Below are 24,290 nucleotides of genomic sequence, written 5' to 3'. Positions count from 1 at the left end.
GTGGTGTCGCCTACCGTCCTCCCCAGTCAGTTCCGACGTGAGGAGGACCACGTGGCCGACAACCCCGAGCTGTCCGAAGTGGATGTCTCGCACATCGCCGTTTCGGACATCGAGAACCTGGTGGTCGATTGCGACCGCTGCGCCGTGCGCGGCATCTCGTGCCACGACTGCGTGGTGAGCGTGCTGCTCGGCGCGCCACCCGCCGTGGTGTGGGACGCCGACGAGCGGCGCGCGGTGGACGCGCTGGCCGACGCCGGGATGGTGCCGCGGCTGCGGATGGTCGAAGAACCGATCCGGCGCACCGCCTGATTTCCACCGTTTCGTGGCGGCGCGCCGAATGGTCGATTGAATCGGTGAACGGTCGGTAGTCGAAATGCGCGCCGGAGAAACCCCAGCGTGTAACGCCCATCACATGTCCTCTCCCTCCCTGGTCCGATGGTGTTCAGCGGCGTCACGCAGAGTTTTTGGCCGAGAGGTGGTGGACGTGGTGGCGGTCTTTTCGTAACCTGTCCGAGATCTCGTGGCCCCCGGCCGTCGATGAGGCGGCGACGCGGGATCGCCGCCGGACGCAGCTTTGTCGGGAAGCTGGGAACCGGAACCACCACCGCGTGCTTCACCTGTTGCGGCTCGTGCATGTCAAAAGCACACGGCCCGGGCGCGTGGTGGCGGGACAGCGGTGAAGAGGAATTCCCCGGCCTCTTCGTGCCCCGGTCCCCGTCGGCGGCCGAGACGCAAAGGAGACCCGCGCGACCGTGCAGTCGCATTCCCTCAGGCGCGTGGTTTCAGGTGCCCTCGCCGCGGCCTCGGTGATCACGCTCGTCACCGTGACCCAGCCGACGGCCACCGCCGCCCCCGTCCCCGTTCTCCAAGTCCCGCCCACCGGCTCCGACGCCCTCGCCAAGTACCGCGATCTCGCGGCCCAGGCCGAGAAGCTCAACGAAGACCTGCTTTCGGCTCAGGACGACCTGAAGAAGAAGCAGGCCGACCTCGACAAGGCCACCAACGACGTCAACGCGGCGAAGGGCCAGGCCACCCAGGCCTCCGAGAGCCAGAAGAAGTACCAGACCGAGGTCGACAAGTTCGCCGGTGCCTCGTTCACCAGCGGTGTCCAGCTGAACAAGCTGTCGGCGCTGCTGGCGGGCACGTCCACCCAGGACTTCCTCGACCGCTCCTCGGCGCTCGAGGTCCTCGCGACCGGCAAGAACGCCGCGATGGACAACCTCACCGGCGCCGTCCGGCAGGCCACCGACGCCGCGGCCAAGGCCAGTGACGCCGCGAAGCGCGCGCAAGACGCGCGGGACGCCGCGGCCAAGCTGACTGAGGACATCAAGGCCAAGCAGAAGACGCTGAACGACCAGATCGAACAGCTCGAAGCGGCCAACAAGAACCTCAGCACCTCGGACAAGGCGGCCCAGAAGGACCGTGGCGGGGCCGCGCCCACCAACATCCAGGCCCCGACCGCGGCCGCCCAGGAAGCGGTCGAAGCCGCGCTGAGCAAGCTCGGCAGCACGTACGTGTACGGCTCCACCGGTCCGAACACCTTCGACTGCTCGGGCCTGACGTCGTGGGCGTACAAGCAGGCCGGGCTGACCATCCCGCGGACCAGCCGCGAGCAGTCCACCTTCGGCGCCGCGGTGCCGCGGGACCAGCTCCAGCCGGGCGACCTCGTGTTCTTCTACTCGCCCGTTTCGCACGTCGGCATGTACATCGGCGACGGCAAGATGGTGCACGCGCCCGACACCGGTGACGTCGTGAAGATCTCGCCGCTGCAAAGCCAGTACTCGGGAGCACGCCGCCCGACCTCGTGACCTCCGGCAGCAGCGCCAGGGGCGGTACCGCACACGCGGTGCCGCCCCTTCGCCGTGTGCGGCCCCCGCTAGCCTCTGTGGCGTGCTCAAGACCCTGCTCGTGACCAACGACTTCCCGCCGCGGCCCGGGGGGATCCAGAACTACCTGAACTCCCTCGCCACCCGGCTGCCGGCGGACGACCTGGTCGTCTACGCGCCGTCGTGGGAGTCGCGGACGGGGTCGCACGAGGAGTTCGACGCCGAGGCGCCGTTCGAGGTCGTCCGGCACCCGACGTCGCTGATGCTGCCGACGCCGGACGTGCTTCGCCGGGCGAAGCAGATCATGCGGGCGCGGGACTGCGAAGCCGTCTGGTTCGGTGCCGCGGCGCCGCTCGCGCTGCTGGGGCACCCGCTGCGGCGGGCCGGGGCGCGCCGTGTCGTGGCGTCGACGCACGGCCACGAGGTCGGCTGGTCGATGCTGCCGGGCTCGCGGCAGGCGCTGCGGCGCATCGGCGACACCGCCGACGTCGTCACCTACGTCAGCCGGTACACCCGCGGCCGCTTCGCCGCGGCGTTCGGCGCGATGGCCGGGCTCGAGCTGCTGCCGTCCGGGGTCGACACCGAGGTGTTCCGGCCGGATCCGGCCGCCCGCGCGGAGATCCGCGCCCGGCACGGCCTCGGCGACCGGCCGACGGTCGTCTGCGTGTCCCGGCTGGTCCCGCGCAAGGGCCAGGACCAGCTGATCCGCGCGCTGCCGTCGATCCGTGAGCGCGTCCCGGACGCGGCGCTGCTGCTCGTCGGCGGCGGCCCGTACCGCAAGACGCTCACCGAACTGGTCACCGGACTGGGCCTGGAGCGCGACGTCGTGCTGACCGGGTCGGTGCCGTGGGCCGAGCTGCCCGCGCACTACACCGCCGGTGACGTCTTCGCGATGCCCGCGCGCACCCGGGGCAAGGGCCTCGACGTCGAAGGGCTCGGCATCGTCTACCTGGAGGCCTCGGCGACCGGGCTGCCGGTCGTCGCCGGCAACTCCGGCGGGGCGCCCGAGGCGGTGCTCGACGAGGTCACCGGGCACGTGGTCGAGGGCCGGGACGTCGTCCAGCTGAGCGAGACCCTGGTCAGCCTGCTGGCCGACCCGGTGCGCGCGCGCCGGATGGGCGAGGCCGGGCGGGAGTGGGTGACGGCGAACTGGCGCTGGGACGTCATGGCCCGGCGGCTGTCCGGCCTGCTGGACGGCGACCCGGTGGCCGTCGCCCGCTGAGCTCACGGCGTGTAGAGCGCCGGGTGCCGGGGATCGTCGACGCGCACCACGACGTCGGCGAGCGAGCCGGGGTCCACCTCTTCCTCGTAGCGTTCGTACGCCGGGACCGCCCAGGCGTCCGGCACGCGGCGGCGCAGGGCGGCGGGGGAGAGCCACAGGTGCACGGCCAGGTCGACGGCCAAGCCGGCGCCGAGCAGCAGTTCGCCGTCGAGGAGCACGACCCCGCCTTCGGGCAGCGCCACCCGTTCGGCGCGGGTCGCGCGGTCGCGCTCGGCGTCCCACAGCGACGGCAGCACTTCGCCGGATCCCTTCAGCGGGTCCAGGACTTCGCGGCGGAGGGCGCCGAGGTCGAGCCAGTCGGTGTAGCGGGCGTCGGGGTTCGTGCGACCGTGCTCGAAGCGCAGTGACGCGGGGCGCAGGAAGTCGCGGGCCGACACGCGCAGGGTCGCGCGGCCGCGCAGGCGCAGGGGGTCGACCAGGGCGTCGGCGAGTTCCGCGGTCCCGGTCGCGCCCGCGGCGCCGTCGACGGCCACCGCGAGCCGCGGCCCGGCGAGCGCGTCGATGCGGTCGGTGAGTTCTCCGGCGAGGACGGCGGGGGGAGATCGGGCGGTAGCGCACGGGTTCCCATCCTCCACCCGGGCCGGTTGCCGTTTTTGTCGTACCCCGGTGCGAGGATGCGGACATGACTTCTTCAGTGGGGAAGACGGCCGATGTCGGGTGGAACATCGGCGTTTCGCGGACCTTGCCGTACCCGGCCGGTGCGGTGTGGGACTTCCTGGTCAGCCGGGACGGCGTCGCGATCTGGCTCGGCCCCGGTGTCGAGCTGCCCCGGGAAGCGGGCGTGGAGTACGAAACGGCGAACGGCACGGTCGGCGAGCTCCGCAGCTTCGTCGACGGCGACCGGGTGCGGCTCACCTGGCGGCCGAGCGACTGGGACCACGACTCGACCGTGCAGGTGCGGCTGAACGGTTCGGGGGCGAAGACGACGCTGCGGTTCCACCAGGAATGGCTTGCGGGCGCGGAAGAGCGCGAGGAACAGCGGGCATACTGGCAGGACGTGACCGAGCGCGTCGTGGCGGCACTCGCCGAACGCGGCCGCGGTGAGTTGGGGGGCTGACGTGACGAGCGACGAAATCGTCGAGGCGGCGGAGGACTTCGCCCAGGACGCGCACCTGTTCTCGGAGATGCTGCGCGGGGGCGGGCCGGTGCGCCGGGTGCGGCTGCCACCGCGGGGGTTGCCGTGCTACGTCGTCACCGGGTTCGCGGAGGGGCGGGCGCTGCTGGCCGACCCGCGGCTGCGGAAGAGCAGCCAGGGCATCCGCGAGCTGTTCGAGGCGAAGCTGCCGGCGGAGGCCCTGCAGGGCGGTCTGGGGCAGGACCTGAGCTGGCACATGCTGAACTCGGACCCGCCGGACCACACGCGGCTGCGGAAGCTGGTCAACAAGGCGTTCACCGCGCGGACGGTGGCCCGGCTGCGGCCGCGGGTCCAGGAGATCACCGCGGAGCTGCTCGACGCACTGGCCGGGCGGGAGCGGGCCGACCTGGTGGCGTCGTTCGCCGCGCCGCTGCCGATCACGGTGATCTGCGAGCTGCTCGGCGTGCGCGAGGAGGACCGGACGGACTTCGCCGACTGGTCCAAGACGTTGCTGAGCGCCGCGGCGCGCCCGGAGGAGATGCAGGCCGCGGCGGGGAACATGTTCGCCTACCTGACGGAGCTGATCGCCCAGAAGCGCGCCGAGCCGGCCGAGGACCTGCTGTCGGACCTGGTGCACGCGAGCGACGACGGGGATTCGCTGTCGGAGCCCGAGCTGGTGTCGATGGCGTTCCTGTTGCTGGTGGCGGGACACGAGACCACGGTCAACCTGATCGCCAACGGCGTGCTGGCGCTGCTGCGCGAGCCGGAGCAGCTGGCCCGGCTGCGCGCGGAGCCGGAGCTGCTGCCGGGCGCGGTGGAGGAGTTCCTGCGCTTCGACGGCCCGATCCACCTGGCGACGCTGCGCTTCACGGCCGAGCCGGTGGACGTGGGCGGTGTGACGATCCCGGAGGGCGAGTTCGTCCTGGTGTCGCTGCTGGGCGCCAACCGCGACGCGGAGCGCTACCCGGAGCCGGACAAGCTCGACATCACGCGCGCGGCCGGCGGGCACCTGGCGTTCGGGCACGGGATCCATTACTGCGTGGGGGCCCCGCTGGCCCGGCTGGAGGCGGAGATCGCGCTCGGCGGATTGCTGGAGCGGTTCCCGGAGCTTGCGCTGGACGGGAAGCCGGACGAGCTGGTTTACCGGACGAGCTCGCTCGTGCACGGATTGGAGTCGCTGCCGGTTCGGTTGTGAGGTGGGGGCCGGGGCGGCCGGTTCGCCGGGTGACCGGTGCCCGGGCGGGGACGGTCGGCTGCGGCAACCGGGTCCGGGCCGTGTCGTAGGGTCGGCGAATGGACTCCGCCGACCTGCTCGCCCTCGATGCCCGGCACGTCTGGCACCCGTACGCCCCCATGCCGGCGAAGGTGCCGTCCCTGCTGGTCACCGAAGCGAGCGGCGTCCGGCTGAAGCTGGCCGATGGGCGCGAGCTCGTCGACGGGATGTCCTCGTGGTGGTCCGCCATCCACGGTTACCGGCACCCCGTGCTCGATGCCGCGCTCGCCGAGCAGGCTGGGCGGATGAGCCATGTCATGTTCGGGGGCCTCACCCACGAACCCGCCATCACGCTCGCCAAGACCCTGGTCGATCTCAGCCCCGGCGGCCTCGAGCACGTCTTTCTCTGCGACTCCGGTTCGGTCTCCGTCGAGGTCGCCGTCAAGATGTGCCTGCAGTACCAGCGTTCTCGGGGGCGGACCGGGAAACAGAAGCTGCTCACCTGGCGCGGTGGCTACCACGGGGACACCTTCACCCCGATGAGCGTCTGCGATCCCGGGGGCGGCATGCATTCGCTCTGGCGCGGTGTCCTGCCCGAACAGATCTTCGTGCCCGCGCCGCCGTCCGGTTTCGGCACCCCGCCCGATCAGTCCTATGTGGACGTACTGGCCGCGGAAATCGAACAGCACCGGGACGAACTCGCCGCGGTGATCGTCGAACCCGTCGTGCAGGGTGCCGGCGGGATGCGGTTCCACCACCCCGCCTACCTGCGTGCTCTGCGGGAACTCACCGAAGCGCACGACGTGCTGCTGATCTTCGACGAGATCGCGACCGGCTTCGGGCGCACCGGTGCGCTGTTCGCCGCCGGGCACGCCGGTGTCACGCCCGACGTCCTGTGCGTCGGCAAGGCGCTCACCGGTGGCTACCTGAGCATGGCCGCCGCCTTGTGCACGCCGGAAGTCGCCGCCGGGATCGCGCGGGGCGAGCTGCCCGTTCTCGCGCACGGGCCGACCTTCATGGGCAACCCGCTGGCTTCCGCCGTGGCCAACGCTTCGCTCGGCCTGCTCGCCGGTGGCGGCTGGCGCCGCGATGTCACCCGGATCGAGAAGGCCCTGCTCGACGGCCTGGCCCCGGCGCGCGACCTGCCCGCGGTCACCGACGTGCGGGTGCTGGGCGGGATCGGCGTGCTGCAGCTGGACCACCCCGTGGACATGGCCGTCGCCACCGACGTCGTCACGGCGAACGGCGCTTGGCTGCGGCCGTTCCGGGACCTCGTGTACGCCATGCCGCCGTACGTTTCGACTGACGACGACCTCGCCGTGATCACCCGGGCGATGCTCGCGGTCGCCGAGAAGGCGTGATTTCAGCACATCGGGTGTGACCACCGGCACACCGAGACCCGAAGGTCTCTCATCGTCGCGCTGCGTGGCAAGCCAAGGTCGAAACCACGCGAACGGCGGAGGCGGTAAGTGTGAAGGGTCCGCCGGACCGGTCCGTCCTGTGCCCGGCCGAACGCGAGAAATGCTTGCGTAGCGGACTTTTCCCGTGGTTTCGGCGATCCTGCCCCCATGATCGAGATCGTTCGTGGCGAGCACGACACCGGACCCCCGAAGCCCTCCGAGCACCTGGAGAACCTCAAGCACGATTTCCTCGCGTCGATCGTCGTCTTCCTCGTCGCCGTCCCCCTCTCCCTCGGCGTGGCGTTCGCCGCCGGGGCGCCGCTGCTCTCCGGGCTCATCTCCGCCGTCGTCGGCGGGCTGGTCGCGAGCATCTTCGGCGGATCACCGCTGCAGGTCAGCGGCCCGTCCGCCGCCCTCACCGTGGTGCTGGCCGACACGATCGCCACCCACGGCTGGCCCGTCACCTGCGCGATCACCGTCGCCGCGGGCCTGCTCCAGATCCTCTTCGGCCTCACCCGGGCCGCCCGCGCCGCGCTCGCCGTGTCGCCGGCGATCGTGCACGGCCTGCTCGCCGGCATCGGCGCCACGCTCGTGCTCGGCCAGCTGCACGTCGTCCTCGGCGGTTCCGCGCAGGGCTCGGCCCTCGCCAACGTCCTGGCGCTGCCGGGGCAGATCGCGGCGCACCACGACCAGGCCGTGCTGATCGGCGTCGTCACCCTCGGCGTCCTGCTGGTCTGGCCGCGGCTGCCGAAGGCCGTCCGCCGGGTGCCCGCGCCACTGGCCGCCGTCACGCTGGCCACCGGCCTGTCCGTCGCGGCCGGGATGGCCCTGTCGCGCGTCGACCTCCCGGCCGGGCTGCCCGACTTGCACCTCGTGCCGCGGCTGCCGGACGGCGGCTGGGGCGGCTTCGCCGTCGCCGCCGTCACCATCGCGCTCATCGCCGGGCTGGAGAGCCTGCTGTCCGCCGTCTCGGTGGACAAGCTCCGCGGCGGCCCGCGCACCGACCTCGACCGCGAACTCATCGGGCAGGGCGCGGCGAACGTCGCCACCGGTGCGCTCGGCGGGTTCCCCGTCACCGGCGTCATCGTGCGCAGCATGACCAACGTGCAGGCCGGCGCGCGCACCCGGGCGTCGGCGATCCTGCACTGCGCCTGGATCCTCGCAGCCTGCCTGCTGCTCACCGGCGTGCTGCGGCTGATCCCGCTGGCGGCGCTGGCCGCGTTGCTGGTGTACGTCGGGACGAAGCTGGTCAACCTCCCGGCGCTGAAGGAAGTCCGGCGCCACGGCGACCTGCCGGTGTACGCCGTCACCCTGGCCGGCGCCGTGGCCGTGAACCTGCTCACCGGCGTCGCGGCGGGAGTCCTGCTCGCGCTCGCGCTGATGCTGCGGCGGATGATCTTCTCGGGGATCCACGTGGAGACCGGCGGCGGCCGCCACCGCGTCGTCATCGAAGGCGCGCTGACGTTCCTGTCCGTGCCGCGGCTGACCCGCGTGCTCGCCGAGGTGCCCCCGCACGTCGATGTGACCCTCGAGCTCCACGTCGACTTCCTCGACCACGCCGCGTTCGACTGCCTGCGCGGCTGGCAGCAGGCGCACGCCGGGTGCGTCACGGTCGACGAGATCGGGCACCCGTGGTTCGCCCGCGGCCGCTCGGGGAAGCCGACCGTGCGCCGCAGCGTCGCCTCGCGCGTCGTGCCGCGGTGGCTCGCGCCGTGGTCGCAGTGGCAGGCCGAGCACGTCGGGCTGCCCGCCCAGCGCACCGCCAGCTCGCTGCTGTGCCGCGGCGCTTCGGAGTTCCAGCGCCGCACCGCGCCGCTGCTGCGCGAAACGTGGGACGGGCTGGCGCACGGCCAGCAGCCGCACACGCTGTTCATCACCTGCGGCGACGCGCGGATCGTGCCGAACCTGATCACCACCAGCGGGCCGGGTGACCTGTTCACCGTGCGCAACATCGGCAACCTCGTGCCGCCGGCCGGCGGCACCGACTCGTCGGTGGGCGCGGCGATCGAGTACGCCGTCGGGGTGCTCGGCGTCGCCGAGATCGTGGTGTGCGGGCACTCCGGCTGCGGCGCGATGAAGGCGCTGCTCGGCCGGGCCCCGGCCGGGCTGGACCAGCTCGGCAGCTGGCTGCGCCACGGCGAAGCGACGCTCCGGCGCCGCAGCCGCGAGGCACCGCTGCTGCTCGGCGGCGAGCGGCCGGCCGCCGAGGCCGACCAGCTCGCGCTGCAGAACGTGGTGCAGCAGCTGGAAGCCCTGCGTGGTTACCCGGTGGTAGCGGCTGCCCTGGAGCGGGGCGCGCTGCGGCTCACCGGGATGTACTTCGACGTCGGCGCCGCGCAGGTGTCCCTCTTGGATGAGGCCGCGCGCCGGTTCGTCGCCGCGGGGGCGCTGGAGCACTGATCGCCCCGCCGAAGGCCGCCTCCGGGGACGCCGTGCCCGGAGGCGGCCCCTCGCCGTGCTCGGGGAAGCGCTTTCCCTCGGACGAGAGTCAGATCACGCTCCGCGTCCGGTCGGCTACGCACGACACTTGCCGGGACGCCGCTCGTCTTCGCCGGCCGTGCCGGAAACCCTTATGTAGTCCCATCTTTATCTATCAAGTGACAGGGCATTTCGTGTGTTACAGCCGTGTTAACCGCATGTCTGATTTATGACAAAAGAGTGAAATATGGGCGGTGTTTCACTCGAATGGGTCGAACGTAGCGGACATTTCACTCGATTTCCGGTTGCATGTAGATCATGAGACCCCTCGCCGTGCTTCGACACGACCTGCCGGCCTCACTGGTCGTCTTCCTCGTAGCTGTTCCCCTGTCCCTGGGCATCGCCCTCGCATCGGGCGCCCCGGTGGCCGCCGGGTTGGTGGCCGCCGTCGTCGGCGGCATCGTCGCCGGCGCCCTCGGTGGCTCCGCCCTCCAAGTGAGCGGGCCCGCCGCCGGTCTGACCGTGGTCATGTACGAGACCATCCAGACCTTCGGGTGGGCCGTCACCTGCGCGATCACCGTCCTCGCCGGCGCGTGCCAGATCCTGCTGGGGCTGAGCCGTATCGCACGCGCCGCGCTGGCCATCTCGCCGGCGATCGTGCACGGCATGCTGGCCGGCATCGGCGTCACGATCGTGCTCGGCCAGCTGCACGTCATCCTCGGCGGCAAGGCCCAGAGCTCGGCCGTCGAGAACATCGCCGAGCTGCCCGCCCAGATCGTCGCCCACCACGACGCCGCCACCATCGTCGGCCTGACCACCATCGCCATCCTGCTGATCTGGCCGAAGCTGCCGGAAGCCGTCCGCAAGGTGCCGGGGCCGCTCGCCGCGATCGCGGTGGCCACGGCGGTGTCGATCGTGTTCGGGATGACGCTCCCGCGCGTCGAACTGCCCGGCGACCTGCTGAACATCCACCTCGTCCCGCAGCTGCCCGACGGCGGCTGGGGCGGGTTCGCCCTCGCCGTGGTCACGATCGCGCTGATCGCCAGCGTGGAGAGCCTGCTCTCGGCGGTCGCGGTGGACCGGATGCACACCGGGCCGCGGGCCAACCTCGACCGCGAGCTGGTCGGCCAGGGCGCGGCCAACATGATTTCCGGTGCGTTCGGCGGCCTGCCCGTCACCGGCGTCATCGTCCGCAGCTCCACCAACGTCACCGCCGGGGCGAAGTCCCGGGCGTCGGCGGTGCTGCACGGCGTCTGGGTGCTGCTGTTCGTCGTCCTGCTCGCCGGCCTGATCCAGAGCATTCCCCTGGCCGCGCTGGCCGGGCTGCTGGTGCACGTCGGCGCGAAGCTGGTCAACCCCGGGCACATGAAGACGGTGCTGGCCCACGGCGATCTGCCGGTGTACCTGCTCACCCTCGGCGGCGTCGTCGTGTTCGACCTGCTCACCGGCGTGCTGGCGGGCATCGGGCTGGCCGTGGTGCTCATGCTGCGCCGCACGGTCTGGTCGGGCATCCACGTCGAACGGGAAGGTGACGACTGGCGCGTCGTCGTCGAAGGCGTCCTGACGTTCCTGTCGGTGCCGCGGCTGTCGAAGGTGCTCGCGGGCATCCCGGGCGGCGTCACCGTGCGGCTGGAGCTGGTCGTCGACTACCTCGACCACGCCTCGTTCGAAAGCCTGCACACGTGGCAGCAGGCGCACGAGCGCGCCGGCGGCACGGTGGAGGTCGACGAGGTCGGCCACCCGTGGTTCGGCGAGGGCAAGGCGGGCCGCCCGACGCGGTCCCGGATCGCCGCGAGCCGGGCGGTACCGCGCTGGCTGGCACCGTGGTCGGAGTGGCAGGCCGCGGAGGTCGACATCCCGGCCCAGCAGACCCGCCGCGGCGCCACGGAGTTCCACCGCCGGGCCGCGCCGCTGCTGCGCGACACGCTGTCGGGCCTGGCCGACGGCCAGCGCCCCCGCACGCTGTTCATCACCTGCGGCGACTCGCGGATCGTGCCGAACCTGATCACGACGAGCGGGCCGGGTGACCTGTTCACCATCCGCAACATCGGCAACCTGGTCCCGCCGGGACAGGCCGACCCGTCGATGAACGCGTCCATCGAGTACGCGGTGGGTGTCCTCGGCGTCGAGGAGATCGTGGTGTGCGGTCACTCGAGCTGCGGCGCCATGGCGGCACTGGCCGACGGCCCGCCGCCGGGCCCGCTGGCGGCTTGGCTCCGCCACGCGGAACCGAGCGCGCACCGCCTGGGCTCGGCCACCCTGGAAGGCGCGGTCCCGGACCGCGAGGGCGACCGGCTGGCGCTGCACAACGTGCTCCAGCAGCTGGACCACCTGCGCGAGTACCCCGCGGTGGCGGCGGCCGAATCGGCCGGAAACCTGCAGCTGACGGGCATGTACTTCCACGTCGGCGACGCCCAGGTGCACCTGTTCGACGCGTCGGAGCGAACGTTCCGGCCGGCCGGGGCATCGGCTGGGGCATCGATGGGGGTATCGAGGGCCTGACCGGCCGGTCGTAGTACCCGAGGTTCGAGCCGGGCCCGCATCCGTGCGGGCCCGGCTCGCTCTGTGTGCTGCCGGGATGGCTGGTGCCGGCAGTTGCTGTCGTGGCGCGCCGGTCGTGCTGCCTGAGGTTCGAGCCGGGGCCGGTTTCGGGGGTCGGCGCGACTCTGACCACGGCCCGCGTGCGCGGCCGGGCCCGGAGTCACTAAGTTGATGGCCCGTGACCATGCTGGTGATGACGGGGACCGGGACCGGGGTCGGCAAGACGATCACCACGGCGGCGATCGCGGCCCTCGCGGTGGCCGGCGGGCAGCGGGTGGCCGTGCTGAAGCCGGCCCAGACCGGTGTGCGGCCCGATGAGCCCGGTGATCTGCAAGACGTCCTGCGCCTCGCCGGGCCGGACGTCACCACGCGCGAACTGCGGCGCTACCCCGATCCGCTCTCCCCGGAGGCCGCCGCCCGGCGCAGCGGGCTGCCCACGCTCGATCCCGGGGAAATCGCCCAGGCCGCGTCCGACCTCGACACCGCGCACGACCTGACCCTCATCGAGGGCGCCGGGGGACTCCTGGTGCGCTTCGACGGCACCGGCGCGAGCCTCGCCGACGTCGCCTGGTCGCTCGGCTCGCTCGTGATCATCGTGGCCGAGGCCGGCCTCGGGACGCTCAACGCCACCGCGCTCACCGCCGAGGTCGCCACCAAGCGCGGGCTGACCGTCGCCGGCGTGATCATCGGAGCCTGGCCTGCCGAACCGGACCTCGCGGCGCTGTCCAACCTCGAAGACCTGCCGGTCGCGGCCGGTGCGCCCCTCCTCGGCGTGCTCCCCGCGGACATCGGCCAGGCCTCCCGCGAGGACTTCCTGACCGCGGCGCGGGCCGGGCTCTCGCCGTGGTTCGGCGGCGAATTCGACCCGGAACTTTTCGCCGGTTGCGCTTCCGCCGGGAAGTGACCTGCATCGCTGTCCCCTCGACGCGCCTTCGTGCACGATGAGGGACGCTTGCCGCACCACCTCGATCAAGGAGCCGCCGTGACCGCAGTCCCGGACACCGATGTCAGTGACAACCGGGGCTCCACCCCGGGCCGGGGGCTCCGCCACCCGGAGCCCCCGGAAAGCGTGCTCGCCCTCGCGCGCGAGCAGGTCCTCGAAAACGGCGTCGGCCTCGGGCAGCAACAGGTCCTCGACGTGCTCCGGCTGCCCGACGACCGGCTGCCCGACCTCCTCGCACTGGCGCACGAGGTGCGGATGCGCTGGTGCGGGCCCGAGGTCGAGGTCGAGGGCATCATCAGCCTGAAGACCGGCGGCTGCCCCGAGGACTGCCACTTCTGCTCCCAGTCCGGCCGCTTCCCGACGCCGGTGCGCTCGGCGTGGCTCGACATCCCGAACCTGGTCAAGGCCGCCCGGCAGACCGCTGAAACCGGCGCGACGGAGTTCTGCATCGTCGCCGCCGTCCGCGGCCCGGACAAGCGGCTGCTCTCGCAGGTCCGCGAAGGCGTGAAGGCCATCCGCGAGGACGGCAACGACATCCAGATCGCCTGCTCGCTGGGCATGCTGACGCAGGAGCAGGTCGACGAGCTCGTCGACATGGGTGTCCACCGCTACAACCACAACCTCGAGACGGCCCGCTCGCACTTCCCGTCGGTGGTCACGACGCACACGTGGGAAGAGCGCTGGGACACCCTGCGCATGGTGGCCGACGCGGGCATGGAGGTCTGCTGCGGCGGCATCATCGGCATGGGGGAGACGGTCGAGCAGCGCGCGGAGTTCGCCGTGCAGCTGGCCGAGCTGAACCCGCACGAGGTGCCGATGAACTTCCTTATCCCGCAGCCGGGCACGCCGTACGAGCACTACGAAATCGTCGAGGGCAAGGACGCCCTGCGGACGGTCGCGGCGTTCCGGCTCGCGATGCCGCGCACGATGCTGCGCTTCGCCGGCGGCCGCGAGCTGACCCTCGGCGACCTCGGCGCGGAGCAGGGCATGCTCGGCGGGATCAACGCGATCATCGTCGGCAACTACCTGACCAACCTGGGCCGCCCGGCTTCGGCGGACCTGGAGATGCTGGACGAGCTCAAGATGCCCATCAAGGCCCTCAGTGACAGCCTCTGACGCACCCGCCTTCTGTGTCCACTGTGGACAGCCGACGTCGGGTGGGACGGACCACCCGGCGTGCCACAACCCCCGGACGGCGCTGGAGCCGCCGCGGTACTGCACGTTCTGCGCGCGCCGCTTGGTGGTCCAGGTCAGCCCGCTCGGCTGGACGGCCCGCTGCAGCCGGCACGGCGAGACGGCGAGCCGCTGAAGCTTTGACGAACCGGATCGTTCATTACGGCTGCCGCCGCTGCCCGGCGACGAGGGCCGAGGGTAACGAACCAGATCGTCCACAACGGCCCGCGAGGCCGACACGGCGAGCGCCTCACCGCGCCGCCGCACCGACCGGTTACCCTCGGTGGCAACGCGCAGCAGGAGGGAGTCCGGGGTGAGTGAGTCGTCGGGGCCCGCGCACCGGCCGTCGGCCGTCGCCGGCCCGTGGTCCGTGCCCGTGCTGTTCCGGGAGCGGCGGCCGCGTGTCGTCGTGAAGGCCGACCTGCTGCCCGCCGTCAGCGTCCTCGGCATCCTCACCGTGCTGAGCTTCCCGCTCGCCTTCGCGTGGTCGCGGCTCGCGCCCCCGGAGCGGGTGCGCATCGTCGCCGCCGACGGCGCCCAGGGCGCACTGGAGCTGGAGAGCTGGCACCGCTTCGACGACCTGGCCGTCTTCGGGTTCCTCACGCTGGGGCTGGGGATCGTCGTCGGTGTCGTCGTCTGGCTGCTGCGCGAACGGCGCGGGCCGGTGGTGTTCCTCGCCGCGGTGCTCGGCGTCGCGCTCGCCGGTGCGCTCGCCATGCTGCTCGGGCCCACCTGGGCGAACAGCCACTACGCCATCTCCACCCCGCCCGCGCTGGGCGCGGTGATCGAGCTGGCACCGCGCCTGGAGTCGTGGTGGGTGCTGCTGACCGGCCCGCTCGGCGTGTCGATCGCCTACAGCCTGCTGGCGACCTGGAACGGGCGCGACGACCTCGGTCGCCGTCTCGGCTGAGGCTGAGGCGATTTCCCCTAGGCTGGCGACCTCGACTACAGGGGGGTTCCAGCAGTGACCGAGGACATCGAGGCTTCGCGGCACAACGCCGTTCGCTTTCCCGGCATCAGCCCGCGCGCGTACGAGCACCCGGTGGACCGCGGCGCGCTCGCCACGCTGCGCGCGGTGCCCGGCTTCGCCCAGGTCGTCAAGGCCGTTTCGGGCTTCTACAACGAGCGCGGCGAGCGGCTGATGGCGCTGGCGTCGTCGATCCGCGTCGGGCCGAAGCAGTACCCGGAGCTCGACCGGCTGCGCCACGAATGTGCCGAGACGCTGGACCTGCCTGCGGTGCCGAACCTGTTCGTCTTCCAGGATCCGGGGATCCGGGCGGAGGCGGTCGGCATGGACGAGCCGTTCATCCGCATCAGCACCGGGCTCGTCGAGCTGATGAGCCAGGAGTCCCTGCGGTTCGTGCTCGGCCACGAGATGGGGCACGTGCTGTCCGGGCACGCGGTCCACCGCACGATCATGGTGCGCCTGATCGGCCTGCAGCCGGCGATGTCGTGGACGCCGGTCAGCGCGCTCGGCATCCGGGCGGTCATCGCGGCGCTGCGCGAGTGGTTCCGCAAGGCCGAGCTGTCGTGCGACCGCGCCGGCCTGCTGTGCAGCCAGGACCCGACGGCCGCGCTGCGCGCCCAGATCCAGGTGGCGGGCGGCATCGACCCGGCCCGCATCGACGTCCCGTCGTTCCTGCAGCAGGCGGCGGAGTACGAGTCGGTCGAGGACATCCGCGACAGCTTCCTCAAGCTCAAGTCGGTCGAGACGGAGTCGCACCCGTTCGCGGTGGTCCGCGCGGCCCAGCTGCAGAAGTGGGCGGCATCGGCGGAGTACCGCGCGATCCTGGCCGGCGACTACGCGCGCCGGGAGTCCGGCACCCCGGGATCGGACTGGAAGGACGACCTGAAGTCGGCGGCGCAGTCGTACAAGGAATCGTGGAACTCGTCGACGGACCCGCTGACGAAGGTGTTCAGCGACGTCGGCGAGGCGGTTTCGGGCGCGGCGGGCAAGGTGTGGAACAAGTTCGGCACCGGGAACGGCGCGGACGCCTGATCGTCCACAAGTGTTCCCGGCTGTGGACAACTTCGCCGGATTGCCGCTTGGTCCCCGGTTTCGTCGGGGTGGGCCGATAGACTGGACCGGGGTCAGCCCCCAGGGATGGGTGGGGCTTGTTCTGTGGGGCTGGGGTCGGTTTCGAACTGGCCGGCACGCTGAGGGCTCGGGGTGTTGCGGGCGGTGTGGCTGTGGCGGCTGCCGCTGGTGATTTGCCGCCAGGCCAAAAGACTCCTGCCGGGGAAGGCTGGGGTCAGTTCAGGCTGGCCGGCCGGCTCAGGTCGGTCAGCTCGCCCGGTGGCAGGGGCACCGCGCCCAGCGTGTTCAGGAAGCCCGCCTCGCGCGTCAGCAGGCGGCAGGCGATGCGCAGCCGCCGCAGGGGGTGGCGTTCCTCCAGGAGCCGCTGGCGGTCCTCCAGGGGGAGGAGGCAGTCCGCCGCGAGCACGTAGGCCAGCTCGGCGATCGTCGTGTCCGGGTCCGGGGTGTTCCAGTCGTCGCTGCGCCAGGCCGTTTCGCAGTACTTGCGGTGCGCGGTGCGGGCGACCGTGGCCAGGCGCTCGGCCATGTCGCCCGCCGGGGCCGCCGGGTCGTCGTCGACCCACTCCACCGAGGCGATCAGGTACGGGGCCGAAACGCAGTCGAGCTCGCGCAGGCGGAAGCGGCGCTGAGCCTGGGTCACCACGTCGAACCGGCCGTCCGGCAGGCGTTTGGCCTCGCGCAGGATCGTGCTGCAGCCGATCTCGTACAACTGGTCCAGACCACGGACTTCGCGGGTCAGTGACGACCGCAGCGCGACGACGCCGAACTCGCGGCCCGGCACCGTGCCGCCCACCAGGTCCGCCGTCAGCTGCCGGTACCGCGGCTCGAAGATGTGCAGCGGGAGCTTGGTGCCGGGCAGCAGCACGGTTTGAAGCGGGAACAACGGCAGGATCGTCGTCGTCGCGTCACTTTCCGATTCCGGCTCGGTCACGCGTCCACCGTACGGGTAGAACGCCGCCACCGCGCGGTGACGACCGGCGGTCACCGGCTGGGCGGCTTGAACACCGCGAACGGATCGGTGATCTGCATGCCCTTGCCGGCGAAGGAGAACAGCGCCGCCGGACGTCCGCCCGAGCGGCCCGGTGCGGCCGTGTCGCCGGTGGGCACCAGCAGTCCGCGCCGGGACAGCACCCGCTGCAGGTTGGTCGCCGAAACGCGGTAGCCCAGCGCCGCCGAATACAGGCCGCGCAGCGCGGAAATCGTGAACCGGTCGGGCGCCAGCGCGAACCCGAGGTTGGTGTACGAAAGCTTCGACCGCAGCCGGTCGCGGGCGCGCAGCACGATCGCCTCGTGGTCGAACGCCGTGCGCGGGAGCTGCGCGACCGCGTGCCACTCGGTGTCCTCGGGCACCTCGGGGTCGACATCGGACGGGACCAGGCCGAGGAACGCCGTCGCCACCACGCGCGGCCCCGGCACCCGGTCCGGGGCGCTGAACACGGCGAGCTGCTCGACGTGCTTGAGCTGGCGGACGTCGACCTTCTCGGCGAGCTGGCGCCGGATCGACGCCTCGACGTCCTCGTCGGGCCGCAGCCGCCCGCCCGGGAGCGACCAGCGGCCGAGGTGCGGGTCGAGCGCGCGCCGCCACAGCAGCACCCGCAGTGTGTCCGAGCGCACTTGAAGGACCGCGCCCAAAACCTCGTGGGCCAGGGGGGCCTGGGTGTTAAGATGACTTCGCACGGTTTTCGATTATAAGGCGAAAACCGGAGACAGGTCCAGGAGGGCCAGCATGACTTCGACGCTCGAACAGGACCTCACCCCCTACGGCGGGGTCGAGGCGAACGCGGCTTGGGCCGAGGAGGTGCGGCGCCTGGCGAAGCAGCGCGACGCGGTCCTGCTCGCGCACAACTACCAGGTCCCGGAGATCCAGGACATCGCCGACCACACCGGCGACTCCCTCGCGCTCAGCCGCATCGCGGCGAGCAGCGACGCGTCCACCATCGTCTTCTGCGGCGTCCACTTCATGGCCGAGACCGCGAAGATCCTTTCGCCGGAGAAGACCGTCCTGATCCCGGACGCGCGCGCCGGCTGCTCGCTGGCCGACTCGATCACCGGCGCCGAGCTGCGCGCCTGGAAGGCCGAGCACCCGGGCGCGGTGGTCGTCTCCTACGTCAACACCACGGCCGAGGTGAAGGCCGAAACCGACATCTGCTGCACGTCCTCGAACGCCGTCGACGTCGTCGCCTCCATCCCCGCCGACCAGGAGGTTCTCTTCCTGCCGGACCAGTTCCTCGGCGCGCACGTCAAGCGCGTCACCGGCCGGGAGAACATGCACATCTGGGCCGGGGAGTGCCACGTCCACGCGGGCATCAACGGCGCCGAGCTGGCCGAGCGCGCGGCCGAGGAGCCGGACGCCGACCTGTTCATCCACCCCGAATGCGGCTGCGCGACCTCGGCGCTCTACCTGGCGGGCGAGGGTGCCGTGGCGCCGGACCGGGTCAAGATCCTCTCCACCGGCGACATGGTCCACGAGGCCCGCGACACCAAGGCCAAGACCGTGCTGGTGGCCACCGAGATCGGCATGATCCACCAGCTCCGCAAGGCCGCGCCGGGCATCGACTTCCGCGCGGTGAACGACCGCGCGTCCTGCCGGTACATGAAGATGATCACGCCCGCGGCGCTGCTGCGCTGCCTGCGTGACGGGCTCGACGAGGTGCACGTCGATCTCGACGTTGCCGTGGCCGCCCGCGCTTCGGTGCAGCGGATGATCGAGATCGGGCAGCCCGGCGGCGGCGAATGACACCGCCGGTTAGTGACCCACGGGCGAAAACCCCGGTCTGGGAGGCCCGCGCCGACCTGGTCGTGATCGGCAGCGGCGTCGCGGGGCTGACCGCGGCGCTGCGGGCCCAGGCCCTCGGGCTGCACGTGCTGGTGGTCACCAAGGCCGCGGTCGCGGACGGCAACACGCGCTGGGCGCAGGGCGGCGTCGCCGTGGTCCTGGAGAACGAGCACGACCTCGACGACTCGGTCGACCGGCACGCGGAGGACACGTTCACCGCGGGCGCCGGCCTGTGCGACGAGGTCGCGGCGCGGTCGATCCTCGACGGCGGGCCGGCCGCGGTCGCCCGGCTGCGGGCCGACGGCGCGCGGTTCGACGCCGCGGCCACCGGGTTGCTCGCGCGGACCCGCGAGGGCGGGCACAGCGCGTTCCGCGTGATCCACGCGGGTGGCGACGCGACCGGCGCCGAGGTCGAACGCGCCCTGGTCGCGCAGGCCGGGCAGGCGGGGGTGCCGGTGCTGGAGCACCACATCGCCGTCGACGCGCTGCGCACGCCCGGCGGGCGGGTCGCCGGCGTCACGGTGCTGGACCGCCACGGCGTGCCCGGCGTCGTCCGCGCTTCGGCCGTGCTGGTGGCCAGCGGCGGGATCGGGCAGCTCTACCAGGCGACGTCGAACCCGGAGATCGCCACCGGCGACGGGCTCGCCCTCGCGCTGCGGGCCGGGGCGACCGTGGCGGACATCGAATTCGTGCAGTTCCACCCGACCGTGCTCTACACCCCGGGCGCGCGTGGCCGCTGCCCGCTGGTCACCGAAGCGGTGCGCGGCGAGGGCGCGACGCTGGTCGACGGCGCCGGCCTGCCGGTGATGCGGGGCGTGCACCCGCTCGGCGACCTCGCCCCGCGTGACGTCGTCTCGGCGGCGATCACCCGCCGGATGGCGACGGCTCCGGGCGGCGTCGACGACCACGTCTTCCTCGACGCGACGTCGATCGCGGGGTTCGCGCAGCGGTTCCCGACGGTGTTCGCGGCGTGTGCGGCGCTGGGCCTCGACCCCGCCGTGGACCCGATCCCGGTCACCCCGGCGGCGCACTTCTCGTGCGGCGGCGTCGTGACCACTGTGGACGGACGATCGTCGGTGGCCGGGCTGTATGCGGCAGGCGAGGTCGCGCGGACCGGGCTGCACGGCGCGAACCGGCTGGCGTCCAACAGCCTGCTCGAAGGCCTGGTCGTCGGGCAGCGCGTCGCCGAGGCCGTCGCGGCGGACCTCGCGGCCGGGCTGCTGGCCGATCCCGCGCGGGGACGCCTGCCGTCGTGGACCACCGCGCCGGCGGCGGACCGCGACTCCCTGCAGCGCGTGATGAGCCGGTACGCGGCCATCGGCCGCGACGCCGACGGGCTGGCGGCGGCCGGTTCGGTACTGGATCTGTCGCTTTCGGACACTCCGTTGTGGACGCACGCGGCGGTCGAGGACGCGGCGCTGACCGTGGTGGCGCAGGCGTTGCTCACCGCGGCCGTCCGGCGCACCGAGTCGCGGGGCTGCCACGTGCGGTCCGACTTCCCGGGGCGCGACGACGGCTGGCGGCGCAGCCAGCACATCCGGCTCAGCCCGTCCGGCCAGCCCGTGCTGGCCGACCCGATTCCCCTGGAGGGCGTGGCATGACCTTCCCGATCTCCGAAGGCGTCCGTCGGCTGATCGCGGCTTCCGGGCTCGACGTCGACGACGTCGAGCGTGTGGTGGCCACGGCGCTGGGCGAGGACCTGCGGTACGGGCCGGACGCGACGACGGCGTCGACCGTGCCCGCCGCGGCGGTGTCGGTCGCCGAGCTGACCCCGCGCGTCGACGGCGTGGTCGCCGGGCTGCCGGTGGCGCTCGCGGTGTTCGACATGGTGCTGGGCGCGGACTACGAGGTCCTCGCCCGGCGCGAGGACGGGGAGCGGCTGGTCGCGGGGGAGCCCGCGCTGGTGCTGGCCGGGCCGGTCCGCGGGCTGCTCACCGCCGAGCGCACGGCACTGAACCTGCTGTGCCACCTTTCCGGCGTCGCCACCGCGACCGCCGCCTGGGTGTCCGAAGTGGACGGCACCGGGTGTGCGATCCGCGACTCCCGCAAGACGTTGCCGGGGCTGCGGCTGCTGCAGAAGTACGCCGTCCGCTGCGGTGGCGGGGTCAACCACCGGCTGGGCCTCGGCGACGCGGTGCTGATCAAGGACAACCACGTCGTCGCCGCGGGGTCCGTGACGGCCGCGCTGGCCGCGGCCCGGGCGCACGCGCCGGAACTGGCCTGCGAGGTCGAGGTCGACACGCCGGCGCAGCTGGAGGAAGCGCTGGCCGCGGGGGCGGACGAGGTGCTGCTGGACAACTTCACGCCGGAGGAGTGCCGCCGGGCGGTGGCCCGCCGCGACGAAGTCTCCCCGAAGACGCGGCTGGAATCCTCTGGTGGGCTCACCCTCGACCGTGGTAGGGCCTACGCGGAGTCCGGTGTGGACTATCTGTCGGTGGGCGGGCTGACCCATTCCTCGCCGGCGTTGGATCTGGGCATGGACCTTCGCTGAAGGGTCGTTCCGGGCTAGACTGGCGGTGGCGGAATTCCTTTTCCGCCACCGTCTTTCGGCTTCGGGGGTGCGGGGGATGCGGGTGCGGTTACCGGCGGTGCTTGCGGTGGCGGGCCTCGTGGCGGCCTCGGGTCTCTTCTTCGGCGCGCCGGCCGCTTCGGCACAGGGGTGCGCGAACCCGTCCGGCACCTACGCCGGTGAAGTCCCGTGGGGCCAGCGCCTGGTCGACCCGGCGCGGCTGTGGCCGCTGACGCGGGGCGACGGCCAGCTGGTGGCCGTGATCGGCACCGGCGTCGACGGGCAGAACTCGCAGTTCGGCCCCGCTCAGCTCGAAGGCGGCGCCGGCACCGAGCGCACCGACTGCGACGGCCGCGGCACCATCGCGGCCGGGATCGTGGGCGCACAGCCGGACCCGGCGACGTCGTTCGCCGGCGTCGCGCCCGGCGTGCGGCTGCTGCCGATCCGGTACACCACCGGCGACGGCGGTGACCCGGGCGAGCTGGCCGAGGCGATCGACCGGGCCGTGGACCGGCGGGCGGGCGTCATCCTGGTCGCCGTGCCCGCGGTGGCCGACAGCCCGGCGCTGTCGGGGGCGGTCGCGCGGGCGCGCTCGGCGGGGGCGGTGGTCGTCTCGGCGGCCTCGGCGACCCAGCAGGGCGCGCGGACGTACCCGACGGCGACGTCCGGGGTCTTGGCCGTCGGGTCGGTGAACACCGCGGGCGAGCCGGTGCAGACGGAGGCGGGCGACCACGTCGGCGTCGCGGCGCCCGGCGCGGACCTGGTGAGCACGTCGGCGGGGGCGGGCGGCGCGGTGGCGCACCGCTGGCCGGTGACCGACCCGAGCCTCGCGGCGGCGTACGTCGCCGGCGTCGCGGCTCTCGTGCGGGCGTACCACCCGGAGCTGTCCGGGGACCAGGTCGTCACGCGCTTGACGCTGACGGCCCACCGGCCGCCGTCCGGCGGCCACGACCCGCGGCTGGGCTGGGGCGTCCTGGACGCCTACGCGGCGGTGTCGTCGACCCTGCCTGCCGACGTCGCACCGCCCGGCGCGGTTCCGCCGGCGGCCTCGGCTCCCGTCGTGGTCCCGGCCGCGGCCCCGGCACCCCACCGGCCGGACGTCACGGCGGGCACGATCGCCCTGGCGGGCGTGGCACTGGCCGCGGCCGCCGGTGTGACGGTGGCGGCCGTCCGCCGCGCCCGCGGCCGAGGCTGGCGCCCCGCCCGCTTCACCCCGTAACCGACCCTCCGGGTGCGCGAGTTCCGGCCTCGATCACGCGAGTTCCGGGCCGAATCACGCGAGTTCCGCCTCCGGACACGCAGGATTCGGGTACCGGAACGGCGAACTCGCGTACCTGGACGGTCGACTCGCGTACCTGGAGGGTCGACTCGCGTACCTGGAGGGTCGGTTGGCGTGACTGGGGACGGATCTCGCGTGATTGGGGGCGGGATTCGTGTGATTGGAGGCGGAACTCGTGTGATTGGGGGGTCGACTCGGGTCAGGCGGGGACCGGGCGGGTTGAGCCGATGATCGTCACTGCCTGGGCGACGTGGACGGTGAAGTCTGCGCCGTCTCGGGTGAAGCGGGTGATCTGTTCGCGGGGGGTGCTGCGGTCGTGGGACTGCCAGCCGTCGCGGTGCAACGCCGGGAGGAGCGCGGCCAGGCGGCTTTCCGGCGCGGCCGGGTGGTCCACGCGGACGCCGTACTGCCAGCACAGCAGGTGCCCCGGCCGGGTCGGGTCGCAGTCGAGCTCGCCGTCCAGGGTCCGGTCCGCCGGCGCGCCGAAGGCCGCCGCGACGTCGTCGATCACCGTGGTCAGCTCGGCCGCCAGGCGGCGGAGTTCGGGGGTCACAGCTGCTCACCGCCGGTGAGGACGCGGTAGATGTTCGTCCAGGAATCGGAACCCGGCTTCAGGACGTCGTTGTGCGACGACACGCCCCACAACGGTGAGCCGTCGGCGTCGTCGCCGGTGCCCAGTTCGGTGACGCCGGGGAAGACGTCCGGGTCCGCGCCGTGGCCGATGCCGGTCCACTCCAGGCCCCACGCGTTGCCCTGGGCGAGCACGATCGGGTCGAGCGGTGCCGTCATCGAGAACCGCTGGACGCCCGCCTGGCTCGGCGGCAGGTCGGCCGGGGACCACACGCCGTGGCCCATGCCGGCCGACTCGACGTGCAGGACGCGGTCGACGTCGAGGCCGTGCGTCTCGGCCAGCCCGACGGTCGCCCCGCCGTAGCTGTGCCCGATCGCGGTCAGCGTGACGCCGGGACCCGCGTGGCTCGCGATCTCCCCGCGCAGGTCGTCGGCGAAGTGCTTGAGGTCCGGTGCCATCGTCTGCGCGTACCCCGCGTCCGGCCCCTGCACCACCGGGTTCTGCGGGAACACCCCATCGGCCCAGACGACGACCGCGGTCCGCCCGGCCGGGTCCGCGGCCACCAGGCTGCGCCCGAGACCGGCGTAGGCGTCGAAGTTCGACATCTGCGTGTTGACGCCGGGCACGAACAGCCCGACGTTCCGCGTCCCCGGCTCGATGTGCCCGACGAGCTCGACGATCCGGCCGTTGCCGGACGCGTCGAACTTCAGGATCTGCCGGTCGTTCGCGAGGATGTCCTCGTACAGCTTGATCCGCGCCTGCGACCGCGCGATTTCCCCGGCGTCGGTCAGCGCGGCCAGCCGCGAACGCTCGGCGGTCAGCGCGTCGGCGACCCTGCCGCGGTTGTCCGCGATCGCGTGCGCCCACGCCCCGGTGTCGGCCGCGCCGCCGATGCCGGCGGGATTCCCCGCGCGGGGCAACGGATCATCCGGCAGCAGCGCCCGGTACATCGCCGCGACCTGCGCGTCCGCCCGCCGGTACCCCGCGGCCGACGCGGTGAGTCCACTTTGGATCGTCCGCAGCCGGGTCACCTGCGAGCCGAGCTTCCCGCCCAGCTCCGTCATGGTCTTCTCGAACGTCCCGGCCGCGGCGGCGGACGCGCTCACCCGGCCGAACGCGGTGGCGGGCACCTTCTCGCCCGCCACCGCCGACTGCGCCGCCGAAAGCGCCTCGGCGCGGGAACCGGACTCGCCGGCCACCACGTCGAGGCGGGCCGGGGCCACGCGATATCCCGCCGCCGTCACGG

General features: G+C 72.7%; 21 protein-coding genes and 1 pseudogene. 17 read left to right on the top strand and 5 right to left on the bottom strand.

Going from position 1 to position 24,290, the window contains the following annotated elements; all coding sequences use genetic code 11:
• Positions 1 to 51: 51 nt before the first annotated feature.
• The 3 genes from ACLJQE_RS31225 to ACLJQE_RS31215 all read left to right on the top strand — a co-directional run bounded on the left by ACLJQE_RS31225 (position 52) and on the right by ACLJQE_RS31215 (position 3,048).
• Positions 52 to 309 carry a hypothetical protein gene (locus ACLJQE_RS31225; protein ID WP_410643093.1) on the top strand — a complete coding sequence of 86 codons (258 nt, stop codon included), beginning with the start codon at positions 52 to 54 and terminating at the stop codon, positions 307 to 309.
• A 443-nt stretch (positions 310 to 752) separates the two neighbouring features.
• Positions 753 to 1,808, top strand: a complete 1,056-nt coding sequence (locus ACLJQE_RS31220) for a C40 family peptidase (protein ID WP_410643092.1) — start codon at positions 753 to 755, stop codon at positions 1,806 to 1,808.
• 82 nt (positions 1,809 to 1,890) lie between these two features.
• A complete protein-coding gene (locus ACLJQE_RS31215; protein ID WP_410643091.1) occupies positions 1,891 to 3,048 on the top strand; it encodes a glycosyltransferase family 4 protein in 1,158 nt (385 codons plus the stop codon).
• Positions 3,049 to 3,050: 2 nt separating this feature from the next.
• Here ACLJQE_RS31215 and ACLJQE_RS31210 read toward each other — a convergent pair.
• A pseudogene (locus ACLJQE_RS31210) lies at positions 3,051 to 3,666 on the bottom strand (uridine kinase).
• 64 nt (positions 3,667 to 3,730) lie between these two features.
• Here ACLJQE_RS31210 and ACLJQE_RS31205 point away from each other — a divergent pair.
• The 10 genes from ACLJQE_RS31205 to ACLJQE_RS31160 all read left to right on the top strand — a co-directional run bounded on the left by ACLJQE_RS31205 (position 3,731) and on the right by ACLJQE_RS31160 (position 15,870).
• A complete protein-coding gene (locus ACLJQE_RS31205; RefSeq protein ID WP_410643090.1) occupies positions 3,731 to 4,165 on the top strand; it encodes an SRPBCC family protein in 435 nt (144 codons plus the stop codon).
• 1 nt (position 4,166) lies between these two features.
• Positions 4,167 to 5,378, top strand: coding sequence for a cytochrome P450 family protein (locus ACLJQE_RS31200; protein WP_410643089.1), 1,212 nt, complete (start codon positions 4,167 to 4,169; stop codon positions 5,376 to 5,378).
• A 98-nt stretch (positions 5,379 to 5,476) separates the two neighbouring features.
• The gene (locus ACLJQE_RS31195) at positions 5,477 to 6,757 is read left to right on the top strand and encodes an adenosylmethionine--8-amino-7-oxononanoate transaminase (protein WP_410643088.1); all 1,281 of its coding nucleotides are present in this window, start codon (positions 5,477 to 5,479) and stop codon (positions 6,755 to 6,757) included.
• A gap of 207 nt (positions 6,758 to 6,964) precedes the next feature.
• Positions 6,965 to 9,196, top strand: coding sequence for a bifunctional SulP family inorganic anion transporter/carbonic anhydrase (locus tag ACLJQE_RS31190; RefSeq protein WP_410643087.1), 2,232 nt, complete (start codon positions 6,965 to 6,967; stop codon positions 9,194 to 9,196).
• Positions 9,197 to 9,532: 336 nt separating this feature from the next.
• Positions 9,533 to 11,716, top strand: coding sequence for a SulP family inorganic anion transporter (locus ACLJQE_RS31185; protein ID WP_410643086.1), 2,184 nt, complete (start codon positions 9,533 to 9,535; stop codon positions 11,714 to 11,716).
• A 223-nt stretch (positions 11,717 to 11,939) separates the two neighbouring features.
• Complete coding sequence (bioD, locus tag ACLJQE_RS31180; protein WP_410643155.1) at positions 11,940 to 12,659, top strand: dethiobiotin synthase; 720 nt, start codon at positions 11,940 to 11,942, stop codon at positions 12,657 to 12,659.
• A 165-nt stretch (positions 12,660 to 12,824) separates the two neighbouring features.
• Positions 12,825 to 13,814: a biotin synthase BioB gene (bioB, locus tag ACLJQE_RS31175; protein WP_410643154.1), complete on the top strand. Its 990-nt coding sequence runs from the start codon at positions 12,825 to 12,827 to the stop codon at positions 13,812 to 13,814.
• Positions 13,801 to 14,007 carry a hypothetical protein gene (locus ACLJQE_RS31170; protein WP_410643085.1) on the top strand — a complete coding sequence of 69 codons (207 nt, stop codon included), beginning with the start codon at positions 13,801 to 13,803 and terminating at the stop codon, positions 14,005 to 14,007. The genes bioB and ACLJQE_RS31170 overlap by 14 nt, the downstream gene beginning before the upstream one ends.
• 177 nt (positions 14,008 to 14,184) lie before the next feature.
• On the top strand, positions 14,185 to 14,781 hold the full coding sequence (locus tag ACLJQE_RS31165) for a DUF2567 domain-containing protein (RefSeq protein WP_410643084.1): 597 nt from the start codon (positions 14,185 to 14,187) through the stop codon (positions 14,779 to 14,781).
• Between the two features lie 54 nt (positions 14,782 to 14,835).
• Entirely contained in the window at positions 14,836 to 15,870 is a 1,035-nt protein-coding gene (locus ACLJQE_RS31160; RefSeq protein ID WP_410643083.1) for a M48 family metallopeptidase, read from the top strand.
• 253 nt (positions 15,871 to 16,123) lie between these two features.
• Here the strand turns inward: ACLJQE_RS31160 and ACLJQE_RS31155 are convergent, their stop codons facing one another.
• Positions 16,124 to 16,840 carry an LON peptidase substrate-binding domain-containing protein gene (locus ACLJQE_RS31155; protein ID WP_410643082.1) on the bottom strand — a complete coding sequence of 239 codons (717 nt, stop codon included), beginning with the start codon at positions 16,838 to 16,840 and terminating at the stop codon, positions 16,124 to 16,126.
• A 50-nt stretch (positions 16,841 to 16,890) separates the two neighbouring features.
• Positions 16,891 to 17,523 (bottom strand): NUDIX hydrolase, encoded by a 633-nt coding sequence (locus ACLJQE_RS31150; protein ID WP_410643081.1) that lies wholly within the window; start codon positions 17,521 to 17,523, stop codon positions 16,891 to 16,893.
• 112 nt (positions 17,524 to 17,635) lie between these two features.
• Between ACLJQE_RS31150 and nadA the strand changes: the two genes are divergently transcribed.
• The 4 genes from nadA to ACLJQE_RS31130 all read left to right on the top strand — a co-directional run bounded on the left by nadA (position 17,636) and on the right by ACLJQE_RS31130 (position 22,413).
• Positions 17,636 to 18,646, top strand: coding sequence for a quinolinate synthase NadA (gene nadA / locus ACLJQE_RS31145; RefSeq protein WP_410643080.1), 1,011 nt, complete (start codon positions 17,636 to 17,638; stop codon positions 18,644 to 18,646).
• A complete protein-coding gene (locus ACLJQE_RS31140) occupies positions 18,643 to 20,286 on the top strand; it encodes an L-aspartate oxidase (protein WP_410643079.1) in 1,644 nt (547 codons plus the stop codon). Before nadA ends, ACLJQE_RS31140 begins: the two co-directional genes overlap by 4 nt.
• A complete protein-coding gene (gene nadC, locus ACLJQE_RS31135) occupies positions 20,283 to 21,176 on the top strand; it encodes a carboxylating nicotinate-nucleotide diphosphorylase (protein WP_410643078.1) in 894 nt (297 codons plus the stop codon). Before ACLJQE_RS31140 ends, nadC begins: the two co-directional genes overlap by 4 nt.
• Positions 21,177 to 21,252: 76 nt before the next feature.
• Positions 21,253 to 22,413, top strand: a complete 1,161-nt coding sequence (locus tag ACLJQE_RS31130; protein WP_410643077.1) for a S8 family serine peptidase — start codon at positions 21,253 to 21,255, stop codon at positions 22,411 to 22,413.
• A 259-nt stretch (positions 22,414 to 22,672) separates the two neighbouring features.
• Here ACLJQE_RS31130 and ACLJQE_RS31125 read toward each other — a convergent pair whose 3' ends face one another.
• Positions 22,673 to 23,026 carry a hypothetical protein gene (locus ACLJQE_RS31125; protein WP_410643076.1) on the bottom strand — a complete coding sequence of 118 codons (354 nt, stop codon included), beginning with the start codon at positions 23,024 to 23,026 and terminating at the stop codon, positions 22,673 to 22,675.
• Positions 23,023 to 24,288 (bottom strand): alpha/beta hydrolase, encoded by a 1,266-nt coding sequence (locus tag ACLJQE_RS31120; protein ID WP_410643075.1) that lies wholly within the window; start codon positions 24,286 to 24,288, stop codon positions 23,023 to 23,025. Before ACLJQE_RS31120 ends, ACLJQE_RS31125 begins: the two co-directional genes overlap by 4 nt.
• Between the last annotated feature and the right edge of the window lie 2 nt (positions 24,289 to 24,290).

This window comes from Amycolatopsis sp. lyj-346 (genome assembly GCF_046548975.1).
GTDB lineage: Bacteria > Actinomycetota > Actinomycetes > Mycobacteriales > Pseudonocardiaceae > Amycolatopsis.
The sequence above is the reverse complement of the archived record's forward strand: the minus strand, read 5'-3'. Positions and strand labels throughout refer to the sequence as shown.

Bases quoted from the DNA above. Each gene is read 5' to 3' on its own strand.
- ACLJQE_RS31205 (WP_410643090.1), top strand. From the start codon at position 3,731: ATGACTTCTTCAGTGGGGAAGACGGCCGATGTCGGGTGGAACATCGGC.
- ACLJQE_RS31195 (WP_410643088.1), top strand. From the start codon at position 5,477: ATGGACTCCGCCGACCTGCTCGCCCTCGATGCCCGGCACGTCTGGCAC.
- ACLJQE_RS31190 (WP_410643087.1), top strand. From the start codon at position 6,965: ATGATCGAGATCGTTCGTGGCGAGCACGACACCGGACCCCCGAAGCCC.
- ACLJQE_RS31185 (WP_410643086.1), top strand. From the start codon at position 9,533: ATGAGACCCCTCGCCGTGCTTCGACACGACCTGCCGGCCTCACTGGTC.
- bioD (WP_410643155.1), top strand. From the start codon at position 11,940: ATGCTGGTGATGACGGGGACCGGGACCGGGGTCGGCAAGACGATCACC.
- nadA (WP_410643080.1), top strand. From the start codon at position 17,636: ATGACTTCGACGCTCGAACAGGACCTCACCCCCTACGGCGGGGTCGAG.
- ACLJQE_RS31140 (WP_410643079.1), top strand. From the start codon at position 18,643: ATGACACCGCCGGTTAGTGACCCACGGGCGAAAACCCCGGTCTGGGAG.
- nadC (WP_410643078.1), top strand. From the start codon at position 20,283: ATGACCTTCCCGATCTCCGAAGGCGTCCGTCGGCTGATCGCGGCTTCC.
- ACLJQE_RS31130 (WP_410643077.1), top strand. From the start codon at position 21,253: ATGCGGGTGCGGTTACCGGCGGTGCTTGCGGTGGCGGGCCTCGTGGCG.